The organism is Cupriavidus sp. 09_S30 (genome assembly GCF_056930435.1).
Genome location: NZ_JBXOWI010000001.1, coordinates 1,518,502 through 1,538,709 on the forward strand (window position 1 = coordinate 1,518,502; position 20,208 = coordinate 1,538,709).

Here is a 20,208-nt window from a genome sequence, read left to right on the forward strand (position 1 = left end):
GATCGATCGTATCTGCCGATTGATTCACGCGATATTGCCGCTTGTTCCCTTATCCGGCCTAGCCCAGAATTGCCCCTCCATCCAACCTGGAGGGCAAGCATGAACGAGGAAATGATGCCGCCGGCCAATCATGGCCGGCCGCTTGGCATAGCACGCAATGGATTGGCAGAGCCGATCGAATTTACGCTCCAGGGCGACCGCATCCGCGGCACCTTCTACCTGCCGGCCGGCGCATCCGGGCCGCTGCCTGCCGTGGTGCTGGCGCATGGCTGGTCGATGGTCGCCGGCGGGGACCTGGAGGACTACGCCGCCGCAGTCGTCGCGGCCGGTATGGCGGCGCTGACCTTTGACTTTCGCCGCCTGGGCCGCAGCGAGGGGCTGCCGCGGCAGGAGATCGATCCGGCCTGGCAGATCGAGGATTTCCGCGCCGCCATCTCCTATGTGCGCAGTCGCCCCGAGGTCGACCGCGAGCGCATCGGCATCTGGGGTTCGAGCTACAGCGGCGGGCATGCCCTGGTGGTGGCCGCGATCGACAAGCGCGTGAAATGCGTCGTCAGCCAGGTGCCGACGATCGACGGCTACGCCGCGGGGCAGCGGCGCCTGCGCTATGACAAGGCGCAAACGCTCCAGGCCGCGTTCGAGCGTGACCGGGAAGCACGCTTCGCGGGCCAGCCGCCGGCCACGCTGCGCCTGATCGACGCCGACCCGGAGGCCGCGGTCGCCTACCCGGGGCGAGATTCCTATGACTACATGGGCGGGCAAGCCCGGCGCTGCCCGAGCTGGGTCAACGAGGTGACGCTGCGCTCGCTGGAACTGGCCCGCGCGTATATGCCGGGTGCCTACATCCAGCGCATCGCGCCGACGCCGTTGCTGATGATCGTGGCGACCGGGGATGGCCTGACACCGGCCGACCTGCAGCAGGAGGCCTTCCGCCTGGCGCACGAGCCCAAGCGGTTGATGTTGCTGCCGGGCGGGCACTACGGCGTCTACACCGAGCATTTCGCGGCGACCAGCGCCGCGGCCGCGGACTGGTTCCAACAGCATCTCGCATAACACTCACCCCTAAACACCTACCCCAAAAAGACACAGGAAGAGACAGCGCAATGCACTCCGCACCCATGACGCAGGAAGGGCGCCTCCGGTCCCTGCGGGCCGCCGCCGCCGGCAATGCCCTCGAATGGTTCGACTGGACCCTGTACGGGACCTTCTCCATCTACCTGGCCAGGAACCTCTTCGACACCACCGACCCCAGGTCGGCGCTGCTCGCCACGCTTGCCGTCTTCGCCGGCGGCTTCGTGGCGCGCCCCGTGGGCGGCTGGCTCTTCGGCAAGCTCAGCGACCGGCTGGGGCGCAAGACGACCCTCATCGTTACCATGATCATGCTGGCCGCGAGCAGCGTGGGCATCGCGCTCATCCCGTCCTACGGGCAGATCGGCGTGGCCGCGTCGGCGCTGCTGCTCTGCCTGCGCCTGGTGCAAGGGCTGGCGCATGGCGGAGAGTCCGGCGTCTCCTACACCTACGTCGCGGAGATCGCGCCGAAGGAACGCCGTGGCCTGTGGTCCAGCTCGGTCTTCGTCAGCGTCACGCTCGGCGTAATGGGGGCGACAGCCCTCGCTGCGGCGCTGTCGTCCTGGCTCGGGCCGGACGCCATGCAGGCCTATGGCTGGCGCCTCGGCTTCGGTGTCGGCGGCCTGCTCGGGTTCTATGCACTGTTCCTGCGCCGCAGCGCGGAGGAATCCGATGTCTTCGAGGACACGAGATCCGAAACCAGGCCCGCGCAGCGGCTCACCGGCTACCAGATGTTTCGCGTCGGCCTGAACATCGTGATGGTCGCGGCGGCCTCGAACGTGGCCTACTACACCTGGGTGACCTTCGCGCCGGCCACGGCGATCGCGCATGGCATGGACCCCGCCGGCGCCTACCAGGCCAGCCTGCTGGCGCAATTGCTGTGCGTCCTGTGGCTGCCCGTGTGCGGCTGGCTCTCGGACAGGTTCGGCCGCAAGCCCATGGTGGTGGCCTGGGGCATCGCCGTGATGGTCCTGACCTACCCGATCTCGAGCATCGTGACGAAGGCGCCGCTCACGCTGTTCCTGGCGCAGGGCATGGGCCTCGGCGCTTGGGCGCTGCTGGCCTCGATCTTCCCGGCCATCCTCTCCGAACAGGTGCCGACGCAAGCGCGGGCGCAAGGCGTGGGGCTGGTCTCGTCGCTGTCGGTCGCGATCTTCGGCGGCACCGCGCCTTACCTGAACACCTACCTGGCCGGCAGCGGCCACGAGCATCTCTACACCGCCTACGTGATGGCGCTCGGCCTGGTGGCCGTCATCGCCGGCCTCGTCATCCGCGAGACCGCCGGCCTGGATCTCGCTGCCATCCAGGCCCCCGGCTCCGATCACGCTACATCGTTCTCCAGCAATGCAACCTACCACTATGCCAAACATGACTAACCCGATCGACCTGACAGGGAAGGTGGCCGTCGTCACCGGCGCCGCCGGCGGCATCGGCCAGGCCATCGTCGCCACGCTGCGCCGGCACGGCGCCACCGTGATCGGCACGGACCTGCACCGGCCCGCCGAGCCGGACCCCGACTTCCGCCTGCTGGACGTCTCCGACACCGAGGCGATCCAGGCGGTGGCGGCCGAGGTGGCTGGCACCTACGGCGGGCTCGATATCTGGGTCAACAATGCCGGCATGCTGCAAAGAGTGGACGCGCGCGAGCTCACCGAAGCGGCCTGGGAGCGTTCGCTTCACGTGAACCTGCGTTCCACTGTCTTCGGTTGCCAGGCCGCGGCAAGGGAAATGGCAAGGCACGGCGGCGGCGCCATCGTCAACCTGTCGAGCTATGCGGGACTGAAGGCGCGCCCTAACTGCATCGACTACGCCGCGGCCAAGGCCGGGGTCGATCACGCGACGAAATGCCTGGCGGTGGAGTTCGGCGGGCTCGGCATCCGCGTCAACTGCATCGCACCGGGCTATATCGACACGCCCATGAGCGGCTGGATGCACGCGGACCCCGCGCTCCGTGCCGAATACCTGGCCAAGACGCCGCTGCGCCGCCTGGGCCGGCCCGAGGAAATCGCCATGGGGGTGCTCTACCTGGCCAGTCCGATGTCGTCCTTCGTCACCGGGCATACGCTGGTGATCGACGGCGGGATCATCCACGCCTGACTTCCACAGCGGCAAGTCGGTCGGGGACAGCCTTCTGCCGCCCGGTGCCATGCCGATCGACCCTGCCGATGATTCCAGCCCCAAGCTGAGTCCTCTCGGCCCCACCAGGATGGCGAAACGGGCAGGCGTTCGCCGTCTCCTTCCCCGGCCTGGCCGCAGTGCTATGATCCCGCGATTTCCATCGGACATCCCGATGGGCCAATGGCCAATCCAGTGGGGCCCGCTATGGATCTCAGACAACTCGAGTGCTTTCTGGCGGTTGCCCGCGAACTGCACTTCGGCCGCGCGGCGGAATCGCTCTACATGAGCCAATCGTCGGTGTCCGAGGCCATCAAGACGCTGGAGCGCACATTGGGCGGCCAACTGTTCGACCGCACCAGCCGCCGCGTGGCCCTGACCCCGCTCGGCGAAGCGCTGCGCCACGGCGCGGCGCCCGCCGTCATCCAGCTCAAGGCCTCGATCGAAGCCTGCAAGCGGCAGGCGGCCGGCAAGGCGCACCAGTTGAAGATCGGCTTTCTCGGCGGCGGCTTCTACGAACTGCACCAGCCCCTCGTCACCGAGTTCACCGCTGCCCACCCGGAGATCGAACTCGAGTTCGTCGAGCTTACCTATGTGACGCACTTTGCCGCCGTCAGCGACGGCTCGGTCGACGCCGCCTTCTGCCGACTGCCCCTGGGCGTCGACGGCCTGCTGCACGGGCCCGTCATCATGCGCGACCAGCGCATGCTGTGCGTGCCACGAGACCACCCCTTCGCCAGCGCCGGCCTGCTCGACCCCGAACTGCTGTCGCAGGAGCGGCTGGTGCGCATGGTGCCGGGCTCGGTCAACCAGGAATGGCAGGACTACCACTTTCCGCGCCACACGCCGCAAGGCAAGCCGATCGGGGAAGGGCCCGTGATCCGCACCATCCGCGAAGCCATCTCCGCGGTCTGCACCAAGCAAGGCCTGCTCATGATGACCAAGCGGGCTGCCAGCTACTACGCGACGCCGCAGATTGCCTTCGTCGAGATCGACTTGCCGGCCATGCCGTCCGCTCTGGTGCGGCGGGTGGATGACCATCGGCCTATCTTGCAGGAGCTGGATGATCTGCTGCTGCGGATTGCTTGCCGCTATGGGATTGCGCCGGTGTGAGAGGCAGGAGATGGGCCTCGGGAGTCGCCAACGCCTCCATCAATCGCAGGCTTTCCAGTGCGCTCGTCAAACATGACGCCGCCTGGCGGACCTCGGTCAAGGTAGGGGAGGGCGCTGGTAATAACAGCGCTTATTTGATTCGACGCTAGTACGAAAACTAGCGTTACCTCTTGCGGGCGGCGATACCAGTTTGAATGTCTGGCCCTGCGTCGATACCGATGCAGAGCATGTCTGGGTCTTGCTACTCATCTCAGACAAAATACAGAAACTCGATATTTCAATCTGGAATACTTGTCGTCAGACCATTGATCGCATTCGCGTCCCACATTGCGTCCGCTTGCATGAGAAGCTGGCGGACGAATTAGAGCAAATGGCCCCCCCAAAGGACGGGAATAAGACTTCAGCTCCCGGTGGAGGCCAAGCCGACCATCATACGGAGCGCTCCCCGCTTTCGCTGCCTTGACCACCAGCCACCTACCAGTTGCCACATCGAGGGTTCCGGTGATGGTTACATTTATCTAACTTTCATCTATTCTGATACCCGGAAATCTGGGTAGCGCGTTTGGAAAATATATTGCATGGCCAGCCTCAATTATTTGAGGAAGTTCAGTATTCCTGCGGCGAGCACAACTCCGGAGAACTCTCATGAAGTGTCCCCCAGTATTGGAGACCGAGGCAGAACGGCTAGAGGCGCTGTCAGGATACGGGCTGGGAAGCGATAGACCGTTGCCCAGCCTGGACCCGGTGGTCAGAATCGCCGCGCGTGTATTCAAGATGCCTGTTGCAGCGGTGAACATGATCGGCAGCGATCATGTCTTTTTTGCGGCAAGCACTGGTCTCGAAGGCGCACAAGTCGACATGAGCCGTGACGTTTCTTTCTGCGCGCATGCGATCACCCAGAGCGAAGTCATGGTGGTGCCGGACGCCACGGTCGACGAACGCTTTTTCGACAATCCATTGGTCACGGGGCCGGCCAACCTGCGCTTCTACGCCGGCGTCCCCCTGATGTCTCCTGATGGCCATGCCTTAGGGGCGCTCTGCGTGATTGATGGACAGCCGCACCTCGACTTCTCAGAGGAAGACTGCGAGCGTCTGCGCGAGTTGGCCAAAATGGCAGCGGACAGGCTGGAGTTGCGCCGCATCGAAATTCGTGCGCAGGAGGTACGAGGGCGTTCCCCGGAGCCGCTGACTGACAGCCAGCCAACTGCCGTCGTGCTGTTCGATGAACGAGGAGATGTCGTCAGCTGGAACGACACGGCTGCTGCCCTGTATGGGTACGAGCCGAGCGAGGGCCCAAGCCTGGCCGTTGACAGCCTGTTCCCCGAGCGAGACAGGGCTGGATTGCACCAGTTGGTCACGGGTGCGGCGGCTGGCGCGGTCGATAAGCCACCCATGCTCGGGGAACTGCACGGCTTGCGCAAAGACGGAACGGAGTTCCCTCTCAGGTTATCCGTGACTTGCGTGCGTACTGACGCGGCCCGTACTTTCAACGCGCATCTTCAGGATCTGACAGCGCAGCGGCGTGAGGAACAGGCGTTGCAACGGCTTGCGAATGTCGACATGCTCACCGGACTCGCCAACCGAGCGTGCTTCTACCGGCGTGTGGAAGACGCACTCACGCTCGCCTTGCCGGTAACCGTGGTCATCGTGGACATTAATCGGTTCAAGGACGTCAACGCCACCCTTGGCAACGCGGTAGGCGATAGGATTCTCTGCGAGCTGGCTCGCCGCCTGGAGAGAGCTGTGGGACCGAACGCTACGGTCGCGCGGATCGGCGGGGACGAGTTCGCTATCCTGCAGCCGGAATGTGACGCTTCCGAACAGGCCAAGGATGTCGCTCACGCCGTGATCGCCCACATGGCCGAGCCGATCGTCATCGATGGACATGAGGTACGGCTATCGGTCAGTTGCGGCGTGGCCATCGCGCCGGCTCATGCACAGGAAGCGCTGGAACTGATCGGCAATGCGGAGTTGGCCCTGTTCAAGGCAGCAAGCATTGGCCATGGCCGATCGTTTGTCTTCGCTACTGCGTTGCGGAATGAAGCCGTCGCGCGCCGAATCTACAATATCGAGTTGCATCGGGCCGTCAGCGAAGGCGAGTTCGTGCTCTTCTATCAACCACAGGTTCGCCTGGCCGATGGTTCCCTCACAGGTACCGAGGCACTGATCCGCTGGCTGCATCCGCGGCATGGCCTTCTGTCTCCGGCGGCTTTCTTGCCCGCCTTGGAAGAGGGAGCGCTAGCCGTGATTGCAGGATCGTGGATTCTTGACGAAGCGTGTGCCCAGGCAGCGCTATGGCGCAGAAGTGGCGCCAAGGATTTCCGAATCGGCGTCAACCTGTTCGGTGCACAGGTCCGCGCGAACGACATTGCTTCACAGGTCTTTTCAGCCCTGGAGCGGCATGGCCTGCCACCGCAGGTGCTCGAGCTTGAGGTGACCGAGAACATCGTGCTCGATGGCGACGATCTGGTGCTGAAATCGCTCCAGCGCTTGCGCAATCATGGCGTGGGCATTGCCTTCGACGATTTCGGGACCGGGTACGCATCGCTCAGCCTGCTCAAACGCTTTCCGCTGAGCCGGATCAAGATCGACCGTTCCTTCGTGCAAGGCATGCTCGAATCCGAACGGGATGCTTCCATCGTCCGCGCGCTGATCGATATGGCGCGCAGCTTCGGCCTGGAGACGATTGCCGAGGGGGTCGAAACCGAAGAACAACGTGATAGTTTGCGCCGTCTCGGGTGCCAGGAGGCGCAAGGCTACCTATTCAGTCGCCCAGTACCAGCGCTTCAACTTGCCGACGCATTCAAGATCAGGCCATACATGGGCCGTCTTTGACGGCGTCAATCGCCATGTAGCGCAAATAAGGAAGAACTCCCCGCGGGTTACGTGACCGGCCAGAGCGCGACCAGGTAGCCGACCGCATCCTCGCGCGCGATCAGCGTCTCGTTGCCTGAAGGCGCGTCCAGCCAGGCAGCGGCGCCCGGCTGCACTTGGCACGCTTCGCAGTCTTGCGAAACAAGCGACAGCGCACCCTGCACGCAATAGACCAGCCATTGCATGCCCCGCCGTCGCAGCGGCAGCGTGCGGCACATGCGCGCTGCCAGGGCCAGCGTCTCGACTTCATGCGCCCAGGCATCACGTCGGGTCATGACGTTGAAATCGGTTAGTGGCGCCGCGATGGTGGCGTGGATATCGACCTCGCCGGGAAAGCGCGCGGGTGGCTCGCCGGTCGCGAGCGATATGGCCTTGCCGTCGGCCCGATGCAATGTCATACGCCCGCCCTGGGTCACCGCCAGCGATCGGTCGACGCCGGCAAAGCGCGAGAACGGCCCGGCGGCATCGACCTGCGCGGCACTGATGCGCCAGTCGAATGCGTCGAGTGTCGCGCCGGCCGGCGCAATGGCGATCTCGGTGGTGACGCCGCCGCCGTTCTTCCACGGCATGCGGCGCATGGCTTCAGGCGCGAGCAGCCGCATGCCGCCGAAGCAGGTGGTAGGCCAGGCGTGCGGCCACGCGGACCGTGCGGCGGTCCTGGTCGTAGTCGGGGTTGGTTTCTGCGATGTCCGCCACACGCACTTTCCCGCTGGCGCAGACGTGTCGCACCAGTTCTTCGAGCACCGGCAGCGTGACCCCATAGGCGGCAGGCGCGGACACGCCGGGCGCCACGGCGGCGGCCAGCACGTCCATGTCGATGGTCAGGTAGATGTGGTCGGCATCTGCCAGCCAGGCGTCCAGGTCGGCCATGCGGGCGTCGAGATGGCGCTCCTGCATGTGCACGTCTTCCACGTAGTGCGCATGCAAGGCGTCGGCACGGTCGAACAGCGCGGGCGTGTTGGACAGGCGGCTGACGCCCAGGCAGCAATACGTCAGGTCGATGCCGTGGGCGTTGCAGTCTTCTGCGACCTGGTCGAACGGCGTGCCGGAATTGCCTGGACGGCTGGTACGCAGATCGAAGTGCGCATCGAAGTTGACGACGGCCAGGCGACCGCGCCACCCCTGTTGCTGCCAGTGGCGGCGCAGCCCCAGGTAGGTGCCGAAGGCGACCTCATGGCCGCCGCCCAGTACGACAGGATGCGCGCCGGCATGGAGCAGGCCGCGGACCGCCTCGCCAAGCTCCGTTTGCGCGCGCTCAAGGTCGCCGTCTTCGCAGCTCACGTCGCCGGCGTCAAGGAGGCGCGCCAGGCCATGTGCCGGCAGGCTCGCCAGCGCACGGCGGATTTCGCGCGGGGCCAGGGCGGCGCCGGCGCGGCCCTGGTTGCGCACCACGCCCGCATCGCAGGCAAAGCCGAGCACGGCCGGCACATCCGACAGGTCAAGGGTATCGGCGGGCTGCACGACCTGGAACAGGCGCGTCACATCGCCGCGCTCGCCAGTGTCGCGGCGGCCCTGCCAAAGGGAAGCGTCAAACGTCATCGTCATGCTCGGGTCAACACCGCCTGCAAGAAGGACCGCGTGCGCACTTCCTTCGGCTCACCGAAGATGATCGACGGCGGCCCGGCCTCGACGATGCCGCCACCGTCCATCACCACCACCACGTCGGCCACCTCGCGCGCAAAGCCCATCTCGTGCGTGACCACCAGCATGGTCATGCCTTCCTTGGCCAGCAGCTTCATCACCTGCAGCACCTCGCCGACCAGCTCTGGGTCCAGTGCCGAGGTCGGCTCGTCGAACAGCATCACCTTCGGTTCCATGGCCAGCGCGCGGGCGATTGCCACGCGCTGCTTCTGCCCGCCGGACAGGCTGGCGGGCATGGCGTCCGCCTTGTGCGCCATCCCCACCTTCTGCAGCAGTTCGCGCGCGGCGGCTTCGGCCTCATGCTTGGTCTTGCCGCGCAGCATGCGGGGGCCGATGGTGATGTTATGCAGCACCGACAGATGCGGAAACAGGTTGAACGACTGGAACACCATGCCGACCTGCATGCGCAGGTGGTTCAGGTCGTGCTCCGGCAGCAGCTTGCCTTGGTCGATCAGCTGCTTGCCGCAGATCTCGATGGTGCCGCCTTCGGCAGTCTCCAGGCCGTTGCAGCAGCGCAGGAAGGTGCTCTTGCCCGAGCCGCTGGGGCCGATCACGACCACCACTTGCGAGGGTGCCACGTCGAAGTCGATGCCCTTGAGCACGGTGTGGTTCCCGTACGATTTGGTCAGGCCGCGAATCTTGATGATCGGGGCCTCTCGCACCGGGTGCAGATTTGCCGGGTTCGCGTTCATTGCACCATGCCTCCCGCACGGATGTTGCGTTCAAGTCTGTGCAGCATGTAGCTGGCGGCGCTGGTGAGCAGCAGGTAGACCAGTGCGATCGCCAGGTACACCTCCAGCGAGCGGTAGGACACGCTGATGATCTTCTGCCCTTCGTGCATCAGGTCGTGGATGGTGAGCAGCGACACCAGCGCCGAATTCTTGATCAGCGCGATGAACTCGTTGCCCAGCGGCGGGATCATCCGCACCACGGCCTGCGGCAGGATGATGGAACGCATCGCCTGGCCCGATGACATGCCGATCGAGCGCGCTGCCTCCATCTGTCCGCGGTCCACCGACTGGATCGCGCCGCGCACCACTTCCGAGACGTAGGCACCCGAGTAGACGCCAAGCCCCAGCACGCCGCACACGAAGGCGGGCAGCAGGATGTCGAACTGCGGCAAGCCGAAGAACAGCAGAAAGAGCTGCACCAGCAGGGGCGTGCCGCGGATGAACGTCACATAGGCGGTGCAGAAGCCGTAGACGAAGCGTCGCCGCGGATTCAAGCGCCCGATGCCGACCAGCAGCCCCAACACGCAGCCGAGCACCAGCGCGGCGGCCGTCACCTCAACGGTGACGAGCCCCCCGCGCAGGATGTCCGGCCAGCCGGCCAGGACAGGAGAGAAATCGAGTTCCATAAGAGCCTTCCGATCAGCCGATTACTTGGCGGCGCCAAACCACTTCTTGACGATCTGGTCGTAGGTGCCGTCGCTCTTGATCTTCTGCAGCGCGGCGTTCAGGGCCTTGGTCAGCTCCGGCTCGTCGCGGCGCACGGCAATACCGTATTCCTCGGTGGTCAGCGCCGGCTCGACGATGCGCAGGCCCGGGCGGGCACGCACGTAAAACTGCGCAGCCGGGCGGCCGGTCACCGCCGCGTCGGCGCGGCCGATCTCGACCAGGCTGAACATCTCCTGGTTCTTCTCCACTTCCACACGCTCGACCTGCGGGTAGTTTTCCTTCAGGAAGTTGACCGACTTGGTGCCCACCTGCACGCTGACCTTCTTGCCCTTCAGGTCGGCCGGCGTCTTGACGCCGGTGTTGCTCTGCTTGACCAGGGCGACCAGGCCACCGTGGTAGTAGGGCACCGTGAAGTCCACCACCTTCTTGCGTTCATCGGTGATGTAGATGCCGGAGATGGCGGCGTCGAAGCGGCGCGACACCAGGCCCGGCACGAGGCCCTTGAAGTCAATGTCCGTCCACTCCACGGTGCGGCCCATGGCGCGGGCGAGTGCTTCCATGAGTTCCACGTCAAAGCCGGTGCGATGACCGTTCTCGATGAACTCCATCGGCGCGAAGGTGGCGTCGGTTGCCACGCGCAGCGGACCGCTCTGCGCGTGAGCAAAGGTCGTAGCGGCGCACAGTGCTGCGGCACAGGCCAGCATAAAGCGACGGCGGTTTTTCATGAGTGGTCTCCTTGTGTGCATCTGGGGTGGAAGAAGGATCAGGCGTGTTGCAACCGGGTCGAGATGGACGCGGCGGTGGCCACCGTCATGTCGATCAGGCGTTGTTCTTTGCCGCGCACGCGCGTGGCTGGGGCCATCAGGGTGATCGAGCCGAGCGCGTGGCCCGGCAGCCGGAACACCGGCACGCTCACGCCCCAGACGCCGGGATCGACTTCGCCTTCGGACAATGCATAGCCCGCCGCGCGAATCGCGGCGAGTTCGGTTTGCAGAAGGGCTTGCCGCTCGGGATCGCCGGCCAGCAGATCGGCGAGGATGGCGCGGGCAGCGGCGGGCGGCATAAAGGCGAGCAATGACTTGGCGGAAGCGCCGGCCAGCAGAGGAACGCCGCGCCCCTTTTCGAACGAGCAGCGCAGCGACTGCTGGCTGTCGACCATTTCCAGGCACACCGCCTGGTCGTTGACCGCAACCACAAGCCCGACCGACTCGCCCGACTCGGCCACCAGCCTGGCCATGCCGATGCGCGCTTCCTCCACCAGGTGGGAGGCATGGTCAAAGCCAAGCGCGAGCTGCAGGCTGATCGGGCCGGGCGCGTAGGTGCCGACGGATTCCTGCACGAAGCCCCAGCGCTTGAGCAATGCCACCTGCCGGTACAGCGTGCTCTGTGGCAGGCCCGTCAGCTCGACCAACTCACGCGCGGCTACCGGGCGGCCGTGGCGAGCGATGGTGGCGAGCACCATCAGCACGCGATCCGCGCCGGCGCTGGGTTGTGCTGGGTTCGCTTCGGTCATCGCAGAGTTCTGTGGCCTTGAGTTGCGGTGGAGAATAGGCGCAACTTCTCAAATTCACAACAATCGATTCCCATGTGATGAGAATTTGTGGTCAGAATCAGTGTTAACACCTACGCGTTTTTCGATTCCACTGGCTCTTGTGCCAAGAAAGATCGGAACACTGCTGGCAAAAGATTCGCTGAGGGCGCTTTTTGGGGGGGGCGCATCCAATGCCTTCACCCGCTCGGGTGTGGCGTGACCATGCTGGCCGTTCCACTCCGCTGGTCGCGCGCTTCTACTTTCAAAAGAGTGACGAGCCGACGTGCACGACGTGATGTGCTCGATCACGTGCCGGCGCCTAGAATCACTTTGCTGGCTGCAACCCGGTTCCGGGGTCATCCGGGGTCATCCAGCGTCAGAGGGTATCGACGACCTTCGTCTACCTCCTGATCGGTTCATCCCGCAGTTCCCAATAAGAAGAACGCGATATGGAAAAGAGAACAACGGAACGCCTGCTCGAGCGCGACAGCGCGATTGGGCGGCTTGCGGAGGCCTTGGAGAGTGCACGCGCGGGTGTGGGGAAGGTCATCCTCGTGGCAGGCGAAGCGGGAATCGGCAAGACGGCGCTGGTCGAGCGCTTCATTTGCGATCACGCCGGACAGGAGCGCGTGCTGCGCGGCGGCTGCGATGCGCTCTCCACACCGCGCCCGCTGGGGCCGATCTTCGATATGGCGCCTCAACTCGACAGCGCGGTGAACGACGCGCTGCAGGACCACGGTCGGCCGTTCCGGATCTTCTCCGCGCTGTTGGCCGATCTGACAACGCAAAGAGCGTCCACGCTGATCGTGATCGAGGACGCGCATTGGGCGGATCACGGCACACTCGATCTCATCAAATATCTGGGACGGCGAATCGCGCATACCCGGACGCTGCTCGTCGTCACCTACCGTAGCGAGACATCGGCCGGCGACGGCATGCTGTCGCGCGCGCTGGGCGAACTCCCGGCCGCGAGCACGGCACGGATGGAGTTGGAGGCGCTGTCGCCCGAGGCCGTGGCGCAGCTTGCGCGAAGCGATCGCCGTTCAGCCGATGCCTTGCACAAGCTGACAAGAGGCAATCCCTTCTATCTCGCGGAGCTACTGGCAAGCCCTGAAGATACGGTACCGCCATCGGTGCGAGACGCAGCGCTAGCGCGGGTGCGCGCGCTGTCGGCTCAGGCGCGGGCCTTGTGCGAGCTGGTGAGCGTGATTCCCGGGACGGCCGAATATGAGTTGATTTCCCACGCGCTAGCCGATTCGACACGGGGGAACGGCGAGTCTCCCGTTGACGAATGCCTGCGCCTCGGCGCGCTGCAAACGAACGAAGAGGGCGTGAGGTTCCGCCATGAACTGGTACGGCTCGCCGTGGAGGAAGCCCTGCTGCCAGGGCGCAAGCAGGCCTTGCACGAGACGGTGCTGCACTGGCTTCGCCAGAAGGGAAACGCATCGAACGCCCGGCTGGTGCATCACGGAGCGCAAGCCGGAATGGCCGAGGTCGTGCTCGACGTGGCGCCAGCGGCGGCGGCCGAGGCCACGCAGCTCGGCGCGCACCGGGAAGCGGCTGCGCACTATGCCAGCGCGATCCGTTTTCTCGACCGGGCGCCTGCGCCGCTCAAGGCGCACTTGCTGGAAGGCTGGGCGGTGGAGTTTTGCGTAACCGGCTGGCCCGATGAGCGCGTCTTCGGCGCGTTCGAGCAGGCAATCGAGCATTGGCGCATGCTGGGCGAGGTCGAGCGACAGGGCGCTGCCTTGTTCAAGCTTGCTTCGGTCTGTCATGGCACGTGGCAACGCGAGCGCGGCAAGCGATACCTGGACGAGGCAATCGCGGTTCTCCACACGATCGAGCCAACCGCTACGCTTGCGGACGTCTACAGCAAGCGCGCGCATTTTCACATGGAAGACTCTGACACGGACGCGGCGCTGGCGTGGGGACGCAAGGCCTTGGCATTGGGCGAAGCGCTCGGGGTCGCCCAGGCCGATGCGCTGGCGCTGGCGTCGATGGGCGCAGCGCTGTTGCGGCGGGGCGATGCGGAAGGCGAAGCGATGCTGAATGAATCTCTCGCCCGTGCGAAATCGAGCGAGTACTTCGGAACGCGGGTCATCGCGTACGTCTACCTGTGCGAATGCCTCTCGCGGCAGTATCGCTTGACGGAGGCCGAGGCTTACTGCGCGGCGGCGCTGGGGGCGTTCGAGGAAACCGGCATGATCCAGCATTACTTCCTCGGCATGCGTGCACGGCTCGCGCTGCAGCGCGGAGCGTTGCAGCTTGCGATCACGAAGGCCGCCGAGACGCTCGATCGCCTGACGATTGCGCCGACGGTCATGCAGTGGACACTGCTCTGCGCATCGGGGCTTGCGCGCAGCCGCGCTGGCGGCGAAGGCGCAGAGGCATTGCTGCGCCAAGCATTTGAGATCAATCTCGCGACGGGGGTGCCTTTTTACCTGTTGCCGGCCGGCGCTGCCTTGGTCGAGCATCTGGCCTTCGCACGACGCTTCGATGAAGCGCGCGAGCTGCTTGCGCAGGCGTGGGAGCATCGGGGCCGCGAGACCGACGGCTGGGCGATCGGTCCCTATCTGGTATGGGCGGCGCGCCTCGGCGTGCGCCTGCGGCACGGCGCGGGACAACTCTATGCGCCGGCGCCGCCTTTCCAGGCCGAACTGGATGGCGACTACGGCAGCGCCGCGGCCCATTGGGAGCGGCTGGGCGCGCCGTTCGAGCAGGCTTGCTGCCTGATGCACTGTGGCACCGACGGCATCCGGCGTGCGATCGAGTTGTTTGCGCGGACCGAGGCCCGCCCTGCTGAACGTATGGCGCGCAGCGAGGCACATCGACTGCGCGTACGGGGGGTCAAGCGTGGCAGCTATGCCGCAGCACGTGCGAATCCACTCGGGCTGACCTCACGGCAGATGCATATCCTCCGCATGATTGCCGCCGGATACAGCAATGCGCAGATCGCAGCCGCTGTGTCGCGCTCCGAACGCACGATCGAGCACCATGTCTCCCGTCTGCTTGCCCAGACAGGAAAGAAGAACCGGCGCGAACTGGCTGCCTACGCGCAGACATCCGGCGCAGTCGATCCATCGCGCGGCCCACTCGAAAAATAGGTACCAGTACCCAATACCTGGTCAATCCGGCCACCTACACTCGCCGTAAGTCAGCGGCGTTCGATTCCGCGCCTGAATGGCGGAACAAGGAAAAGAGTGAAGCGACTGACCATGAGGGGTGGTGGAGGGCGCCGGTGAGGCGTGCAAGGCAGCGCGCCGTCACCGGGCAGACCCGCCACGTAAAAAAGGGGTGGCGAAATGCGCGAACTACGGATGTTCGAACTGGACGAGCCGAGCCCGCCCGTGAGCTTGCACGGCGGCTGTGGACACAGCGTGAAGGTCATGGAAGGCCGCTTATGGGTGACCGAGGAAGGCCGCATCGGGGACGTCTGGCTAAAGCCGGGCCAGGTGTTCGAGTTGGCCGAGGGCCGGCGCTTCTGGCTGTCCGGCGACGGTGCCGTGCGGTTCATGCTGGCCAAGACAATGGCGCCGCCGTCGCTGTGGCGGCTGGTGGCATGGCTGCGCCTGCACGATGTAGCTTGAGCCTTGCTTCGCATCGAATTCCGCTATTGAGCTGAGGCAACGAGTCCGCTGTGAAGCGGGCCGCGCGCACTCCGGGCATGGGCCAGTGCCGATGCAGGTTCGCCACTGGCAAGTCGGGCAAACGGAACGGGAGAACTCACCATGACAACAACCGAGCGGCAATGTTACCCGGGGCAGGTCCACGCCTTGATCTTGAAGCGCGGAAGTACTCTCGTGGCGAAGGACGGCGCCATATGCGTGGAATATCGGGACGGGTCACTGGACTGGTTCCTGAGCATCGCGCCTACCTATTTCGTCAAGTTGGAGGAAGGTGCCCAGCACGTCCTGCCGTGCCACGCATTCGTCAAGATCCAGGCCGAAGGGACGCAGGCGGTGACTTGCATGATCACGCCCCCGCGGTCTCTGGCGTCGCACCTTCTGGCCCGGGTGAGCATGGCTTGGTCCTCGCGCCGGGTGCTTTCGAATACCGAATCGCAGGAATTGCGCTGAATTCATTGGCAACCCTCTTTACGGCTTGAGCGCATACGCCGGATCGCGAATCGCCCTCCGGCGTAGCGCCGCATTGAGCGGATCCGACCACAGCCGCGCCACGCACACGCCCACCGCGCCCGACAGCACCAGGTAGGCAATCAATAAGCCGATCTTCTCATCCCCGGCCGTCAAGGCTGGAGGCATCGCCGTGCGCATCAAGCCAAGCACAAGCAGATGGAAGAGATAGATCTCGTAGCTACGGCGCCCAAAGGCTGCCAGCACCAGGGCCGGCTTCGACGATGGCGCGGGGCCGCTGCCCAGCAGCAGCAAGGCTGTGGCCAGCGCCATCGCACTCACGCCCAGCACATTGCTTTGCGCGATCGGCCAGGCCAGGTACAGCAGCGTCATCGAGGCGATGATCCCCGCCCGGACCGAGCGCCGCTGCAGCATAGGAAATGGCCTGCGCCGCGCCAGCAGGGCGGCGCCGCAGCCGATGACGATGGCGTCGAAGCAGGCCGGATACGCGTAGAGATATGCGCTGTGTTCCCCGGGGTTCGCGTAGCGGTACAGTGGCCCTGTGCACACTGCCAGCAGCGCGAGGGCCAGCAGGTACGATGGCCGCCGCAGCCACAGGCAGGCCAGGGGGAAGAGCAGGTAGAACACCACCTCGACCGACAGCGACCACAGCACGCCCAGCGGATAGTTGATCCAGCCGTGCTGCGTGATGAGGACATTGATCCAGAAGGTCGCGCCCGCCAGGTTGGCAGTCCACAGCGACACCGGCGCGCCCACGCGGTTGTCGAAGATCCGCACGCCTGCCAAGGCCAGGGCGTCCACCATCAGCAGCATCAGGAACAGGGTGGGCAGGATGCGCGCCGCCCGCAGCGCATAGAAGTCCGGCAGCCGGATCCGGTCCAGGCTGCCCCAGCGCCCGAGCGCGTTGGACGTGATGAGGAAACCGGACACGACGAAGAACATCGTCACGCCGTAGTTGCCATTGCGGGCCACGGCACGCACGGCGGGCCAGCCCAGCACTGCCGCCAAAGCGGTGTCCTTGAGCGGGTAGGCGATATTGAAATGGTGAAACAGCACCAGCAGGATCGACACGCCGCGCAGCATGTCGATCCGCCCGTTGCGCGGATCGGCGTGCACGGCAGTGTCAGTCCTTCGTGTTGGCGTTGACCAGGCCGGGGAACTCCCGGAGGAAGGCATCGCGTGTCCGCATGCCGGCGTTCGGCGTGGCGGCCCGTTCGTCCTGGGTCAGGCGGGCGAACACCAGTTTCCGACCGCCTTTCTTCGCCCAGCCCACGAACCAGCCGTAGGCATGGTCGCGGTCATACTTGCCATTCGTGCCGGGCGATCCTGTGCCGGTCTTGCCGTACACCTGCCAGCCGTCCGGCGCCTGCTCCTGCAGGAAGATGCGCTCGGTCATGTCGTAGGCATGCGCGCTCACGGGCAACTGCCGGTTGGCGATCTTGCGCAGGAAGACGACCTGTTCCAGCGGCGAAACCCGCAGCGACGAGATGAACCAGGCGCCCTGCGTGCCGTTGTGCTTGCCGGGGTCGCCCGAGACGTCCTGGTTGCCGTAGCCGAAGGCCGAGGTGTATTGCTGGAGGCGATCCTGGCCCAGGCGCCCAGCAATCTGCTGCGAGTACCAGAATACCGAGTACCGGATCCACCGCGCCGGGTCCGTGGGCTGGCGCCATGGCTCGCCGCCCCAATCCGGATAGCCGGGCTGGAACTGCCACGAGGGTGCGTGTTCGTCCTGCAGGATGCCCGCGTCGAATCCCATCAGGCTGAGGGCGATCTTGAAGGAGGAGGCCGGCGTAACTCGGTCGGCGCATTGGCCCTGCTGCAGCAGGGTGCGGCCATCCGTCGCGTCGGCGACCACGGTGCAGATCGTACGGGCGGACGCCGGCAGCGCGCACAGTCCGCACAGGAGCAGGGCGGCGGATATCCCGCCCCAGTTCAGGCTTGGTTTCATATCGGAGGGAAAGTGGTGGAAAGCCAGGACCGGAACAACAGAGAGGACAAACCAGCGCCGCGGCCCTGCGAGACGGCGCCGTGGGAGCTGCGCAGGCTATGCTGGCTGCTGGCGCCCGTTGAGCAGCACCAGGGTCAGGTCGCGTCCTTGCACCCGCACGCGCATGACCAGGCAGCGGCCCGCCAAGGCGGACATGCCCGTCTTGGATAGCTGAATGTCCCATCCCTGGCGGCCGACCAGCGGGTTGGTATTGCGGTAGTGGACGGGGCCGCCCTTGAGGTCCACCGTCTCGGCGAGTTGGGTGCTGTCGCGCGCAATCTCCGGATAACGAGCGGCCGCGCCCACGATGCGCTCCACGTCCGTGGCCGTCGAGCGATTCGCCGCGGACAGGCCGGTTGGCTCTTCCAGCGTCGTATGCTCCAGGCCGAGTGTCGTCATCTTGTTGCGCAAGGAGCGCGCAAACGCTGGCGCGCCGCCGGGATAGCTGCGCGCCAGCGCATGGGCCGCCCGGTTGTCCGAGGACATCAGCGCCAGGCGCAGCAGCGTGCCTAGAGTCGTGCTGGCGCCTACCGGCAACTGCGACACGCTGCCCCGCGTCGCCGCGGCATCCTGTTCATCGATCCGGACACGCCGAGCCAGGTCCGGCGTGGCGTCCAGCACCACCATGGCCGTCATCAGCTTGGTCAGCGAGGCGATGGGGACAGCTTCGTGCTCCGCGCGTCCGATCAACTTGGCGCCCGACGTCGAATCCACCACCAGGACATGGGCGGCCCCGCTGGCCTTGACCAGCGCTTCGATGCTCGACAAGGCGGGCGGGGCGCCAGCCGCCGCGCCCAGCTCCGGTTTGAGCGGCGCATCCGTAGCGCCCAGGCCGGACCAGGCGCCAAGGCCGGCGATCCCCAGCAGCAGCCCCACGGCAAGCAATGGAACGGCGAGCGCGGAACGCGCGGGCGCCGGTGCGGGGCGCACCAGGCGACGGATGCGCTGGACCAACTCTCCGTCTCTCGCCTGCTGCGCCAGGCCGAGGCCGGCGGCCTCGGCGGCCTCGTATTGTGCGAAGCGGCTCAGGCCGTCGAGCGCGAGCGCCAGCGTGCGCGGCTCCCCGATGATGTCCGCGGCAAGATCGTCCGCGATGTGCTCGCGTTCCTCACGGATGCGGCGGGACAGCCACCAGACCGACGGGTGGAAGAACAGCAGGGCCTCGACCACGCGCTGCAAGAGATTGACCAGGTAATCCAGGCGCCGGACATGCGCGAGCTCATGGGCCAGCAGCGCCTCCAGCAGATCGGCCGGCATCCCCGTCACCAGGCCGGCGGGCACCAGCACCACCGGCCGCCACCAGCCCGCCGTCACCGGGCTGGACAGGCCATCGACCACGCGCAGCGCCACGCCGCGCGGCAGCCGCAGCCGGCGCGACATCGCGGCCACGCGTGCCACCCACGCCGTGTCCGTCCAGGGCCGGCTGGCACGGACAGTGCGCCGCAGCCAGGCCAGGCCAAGCAGGATCCGGAGCGTCATCAGCAGCACGCCGGCCAGCCAGGCCGACGCCAGCCAGGCTTGCCAGGGTGCGCCCGGAAGGGGCATCAGGTCCGATATCACGCCAGGCATCGCGCCCATGCCGGCAGCACCATCCGCCAACACACCTGAGGTCCGCCAGGCATCCAGGTAGGCGGCCGCATCCATTGCAGGCACCGCCACACACAGGAACAGCGCGGCGCACAGTACCGCATAGCGTGCCCGAGCCTCCGCTGGCCGAAACACCCACAGCAGGCAAGCCGCGGCAGCCTGGATGCACAGGCCCTGCCACAAGAAGGCCAGCAGCGTCTCGCCCGCTACCCAGGCGAGCCCCGGCAACGGGCCACTCACTTGCCGTCTCCGCGCAGCAGATCCTCGATCTCGGCGCGCTCCAGCTTGCTCACATGACCACCACGCAGCGCCGCCAGCACCAGCGCCTTGCCGGACCCGGCGAACGCCTTGCTGATCAGGTCCCTCACCAGGCTGGCCTGCATCGACTTCTGGCTCTGGGCAGGCGCATACACGTGGGAACGCTCGCTTTCATCGCGCTCCAGCAAGCCCTTGGCGTGCATGATCTGCATCAGCCGCAGCACGTTCGCGTAGGTCAGGTCGGACCGACTGGCGGACATGGCCTGGTGGACCACCTTGACCGTAGCGGGTCCCGTTTCCCATAGGGCTTGCAGAATGTCGAGTTCGGCGCTGGTGGGCTTGGCGGGCGGGGAGGGAGAACGGCTCATGGCTAGGGTACGTGAAATGCGATGCAGGGATCGATGGATCCCGGCGCGTGGATCAGCCTTTGTAGACTATTCTTTCTAGAAGATGTTGTCTAGAAGTTTTTTTCTAGATTGAGGCAGATGGCCTGGCAAGGGTGGGGCAAATTCGCTGTCCTCCAAGGGATGATCGACCGGACCG

General features: G+C 65.7%; 18 protein-coding genes. 8 read left to right on the forward strand and 10 right to left on the reverse strand.

What is annotated here, in order from left to right; all coding sequences use genetic code 11:
• The first annotated feature begins 99 nt into the window (after positions 1-99).
• From AC1Z3O_RS07280 to AC1Z3O_RS07300, 5 genes are all read left to right on the forward strand, one after another.
• Positions 100-1,053 carry an alpha/beta hydrolase gene (locus AC1Z3O_RS07280; RefSeq protein WP_483514751.1) on the forward strand — a complete coding sequence of 318 codons (954 nt, stop codon included), beginning with the start codon at positions 100-102 and terminating at the stop codon, positions 1,051-1,053.
• A gap of 50 nt (positions 1,054-1,103) precedes the next feature.
• Entirely contained in the window at positions 1,104-2,444 is a 1,341-nt protein-coding gene (locus tag AC1Z3O_RS07285; protein ID WP_483514753.1) for an MFS transporter, read from the forward strand.
• The gene (locus tag AC1Z3O_RS07290; protein WP_483514754.1) at positions 2,428-3,165 is read left to right on the forward strand and encodes an SDR family NAD(P)-dependent oxidoreductase; all 738 of its coding nucleotides are present in this window, start codon (positions 2,428-2,430) and stop codon (positions 3,163-3,165) included. Before AC1Z3O_RS07285 ends, AC1Z3O_RS07290 begins: the two co-directional genes overlap by 17 nt.
• Before the next feature lie 225 nt (positions 3,166-3,390).
• Positions 3,391-4,296: a LysR family transcriptional regulator gene (locus tag AC1Z3O_RS07295; RefSeq protein ID WP_483514756.1), complete on the forward strand. Its 906-nt coding sequence runs from the start codon at positions 3,391-3,393 to the stop codon at positions 4,294-4,296.
• A 645-nt stretch (positions 4,297-4,941) separates the two neighbouring features.
• Positions 4,942-7,131 carry a putative bifunctional diguanylate cyclase/phosphodiesterase gene (locus tag AC1Z3O_RS07300; protein WP_483514758.1) on the forward strand — a complete coding sequence of 730 codons (2,190 nt, stop codon included), beginning with the start codon at positions 4,942-4,944 and terminating at the stop codon, positions 7,129-7,131.
• A 47-nt stretch (positions 7,132-7,178) separates the two neighbouring features.
• Here the strand turns inward: AC1Z3O_RS07300 and AC1Z3O_RS07305 are convergent, their stop codons facing one another.
• The 6 genes from AC1Z3O_RS07305 to AC1Z3O_RS07330 are packed head-to-tail and all read right to left on the reverse strand — an operon-like array spanning position 7,179 to position 11,721.
• On the reverse strand, positions 7,179-7,772 hold the full coding sequence (locus AC1Z3O_RS07305; protein WP_483514760.1) for a HutD/Ves family protein: 594 nt from the start codon (positions 7,770-7,772) through the stop codon (positions 7,179-7,181).
• Positions 7,753-8,715, reverse strand: coding sequence for a formimidoylglutamase (gene hutG / locus AC1Z3O_RS07310; RefSeq protein ID WP_483514762.1), 963 nt, complete (start codon positions 8,713-8,715; stop codon positions 7,753-7,755). Before hutG ends, AC1Z3O_RS07305 begins: the two co-directional genes overlap by 20 nt.
• Positions 8,712-9,503, reverse strand: a complete 792-nt coding sequence (locus tag AC1Z3O_RS07315; protein ID WP_483514764.1) for an amino acid ABC transporter ATP-binding protein — start codon at positions 9,501-9,503, stop codon at positions 8,712-8,714. The genes hutG and AC1Z3O_RS07315 overlap by 4 nt, the downstream gene beginning before the upstream one ends.
• Complete coding sequence (locus tag AC1Z3O_RS07320; RefSeq protein WP_483514766.1) at positions 9,500-10,168, reverse strand: amino acid ABC transporter permease; 669 nt, start codon at positions 10,166-10,168, stop codon at positions 9,500-9,502. Before AC1Z3O_RS07320 ends, AC1Z3O_RS07315 begins: the two co-directional genes overlap by 4 nt.
• Before the next feature lie 21 nt (positions 10,169-10,189).
• Positions 10,190-10,933 carry a glutamine ABC transporter substrate-binding protein gene (locus AC1Z3O_RS07325; RefSeq protein WP_483514768.1) on the reverse strand — a complete coding sequence of 248 codons (744 nt, stop codon included), beginning with the start codon at positions 10,931-10,933 and terminating at the stop codon, positions 10,190-10,192.
• Positions 10,934-10,971: 38 nt separating this feature from the next.
• Positions 10,972-11,721 carry an IclR family transcriptional regulator gene (locus AC1Z3O_RS07330; protein ID WP_483514770.1) on the reverse strand — a complete coding sequence of 250 codons (750 nt, stop codon included), beginning with the start codon at positions 11,719-11,721 and terminating at the stop codon, positions 10,972-10,974.
• A 467-nt stretch (positions 11,722-12,188) separates the two neighbouring features.
• On the opposite strand from AC1Z3O_RS07330, the gene AC1Z3O_RS07335 reads away from it, so the two are divergent.
• From AC1Z3O_RS07335 to AC1Z3O_RS07345, 3 genes are all read left to right on the forward strand, one after another.
• Positions 12,189-14,843 (forward strand): ATP-binding protein, encoded by a 2,655-nt coding sequence (locus AC1Z3O_RS07335; RefSeq protein WP_483514772.1) that lies wholly within the window; start codon positions 12,189-12,191, stop codon positions 14,841-14,843.
• Between the two features lie 198 nt (positions 14,844-15,041).
• On the forward strand, positions 15,042-15,326 hold the full coding sequence (locus tag AC1Z3O_RS07340; RefSeq protein WP_483514774.1) for a DUF2917 domain-containing protein: 285 nt from the start codon (positions 15,042-15,044) through the stop codon (positions 15,324-15,326).
• A 141-nt stretch (positions 15,327-15,467) separates the two neighbouring features.
• Positions 15,468-15,815 carry a hypothetical protein gene (locus tag AC1Z3O_RS07345; RefSeq protein ID WP_483514776.1) on the forward strand — a complete coding sequence of 116 codons (348 nt, stop codon included), beginning with the start codon at positions 15,468-15,470 and terminating at the stop codon, positions 15,813-15,815.
• Positions 15,816-15,833: 18 nt separating this feature from the next.
• On the opposite strand, the gene AC1Z3O_RS07350 is transcribed toward AC1Z3O_RS07345, so the two are convergent.
• From AC1Z3O_RS07350 to AC1Z3O_RS07365, 4 genes are all read right to left on the reverse strand, one after another.
• Positions 15,834-16,949, reverse strand: coding sequence for an acyltransferase family protein (locus tag AC1Z3O_RS07350; RefSeq protein ID WP_483514778.1), 1,116 nt, complete (start codon positions 16,947-16,949; stop codon positions 15,834-15,836).
• 7 nt (positions 16,950-16,956) lie between these two features.
• A complete protein-coding gene (blaOXA, locus tag AC1Z3O_RS07355; protein ID WP_483514780.1) occupies positions 16,957-17,781 on the reverse strand; it encodes a class D beta-lactamase in 825 nt (274 codons plus the stop codon).
• A gap of 96 nt (positions 17,782-17,877) precedes the next feature.
• Positions 17,878-19,647, reverse strand: a complete 1,770-nt coding sequence (locus tag AC1Z3O_RS07360) for a M56 family metallopeptidase (protein ID WP_483514782.1) — start codon at positions 19,645-19,647, stop codon at positions 17,878-17,880.
• Positions 19,644-20,033, reverse strand: coding sequence for a BlaI/MecI/CopY family transcriptional regulator (locus AC1Z3O_RS07365; RefSeq protein WP_483514784.1), 390 nt, complete (start codon positions 20,031-20,033; stop codon positions 19,644-19,646). Before AC1Z3O_RS07365 ends, AC1Z3O_RS07360 begins: the two co-directional genes overlap by 4 nt.
• Positions 20,034-20,208 lie beyond the last annotated feature (175 nt).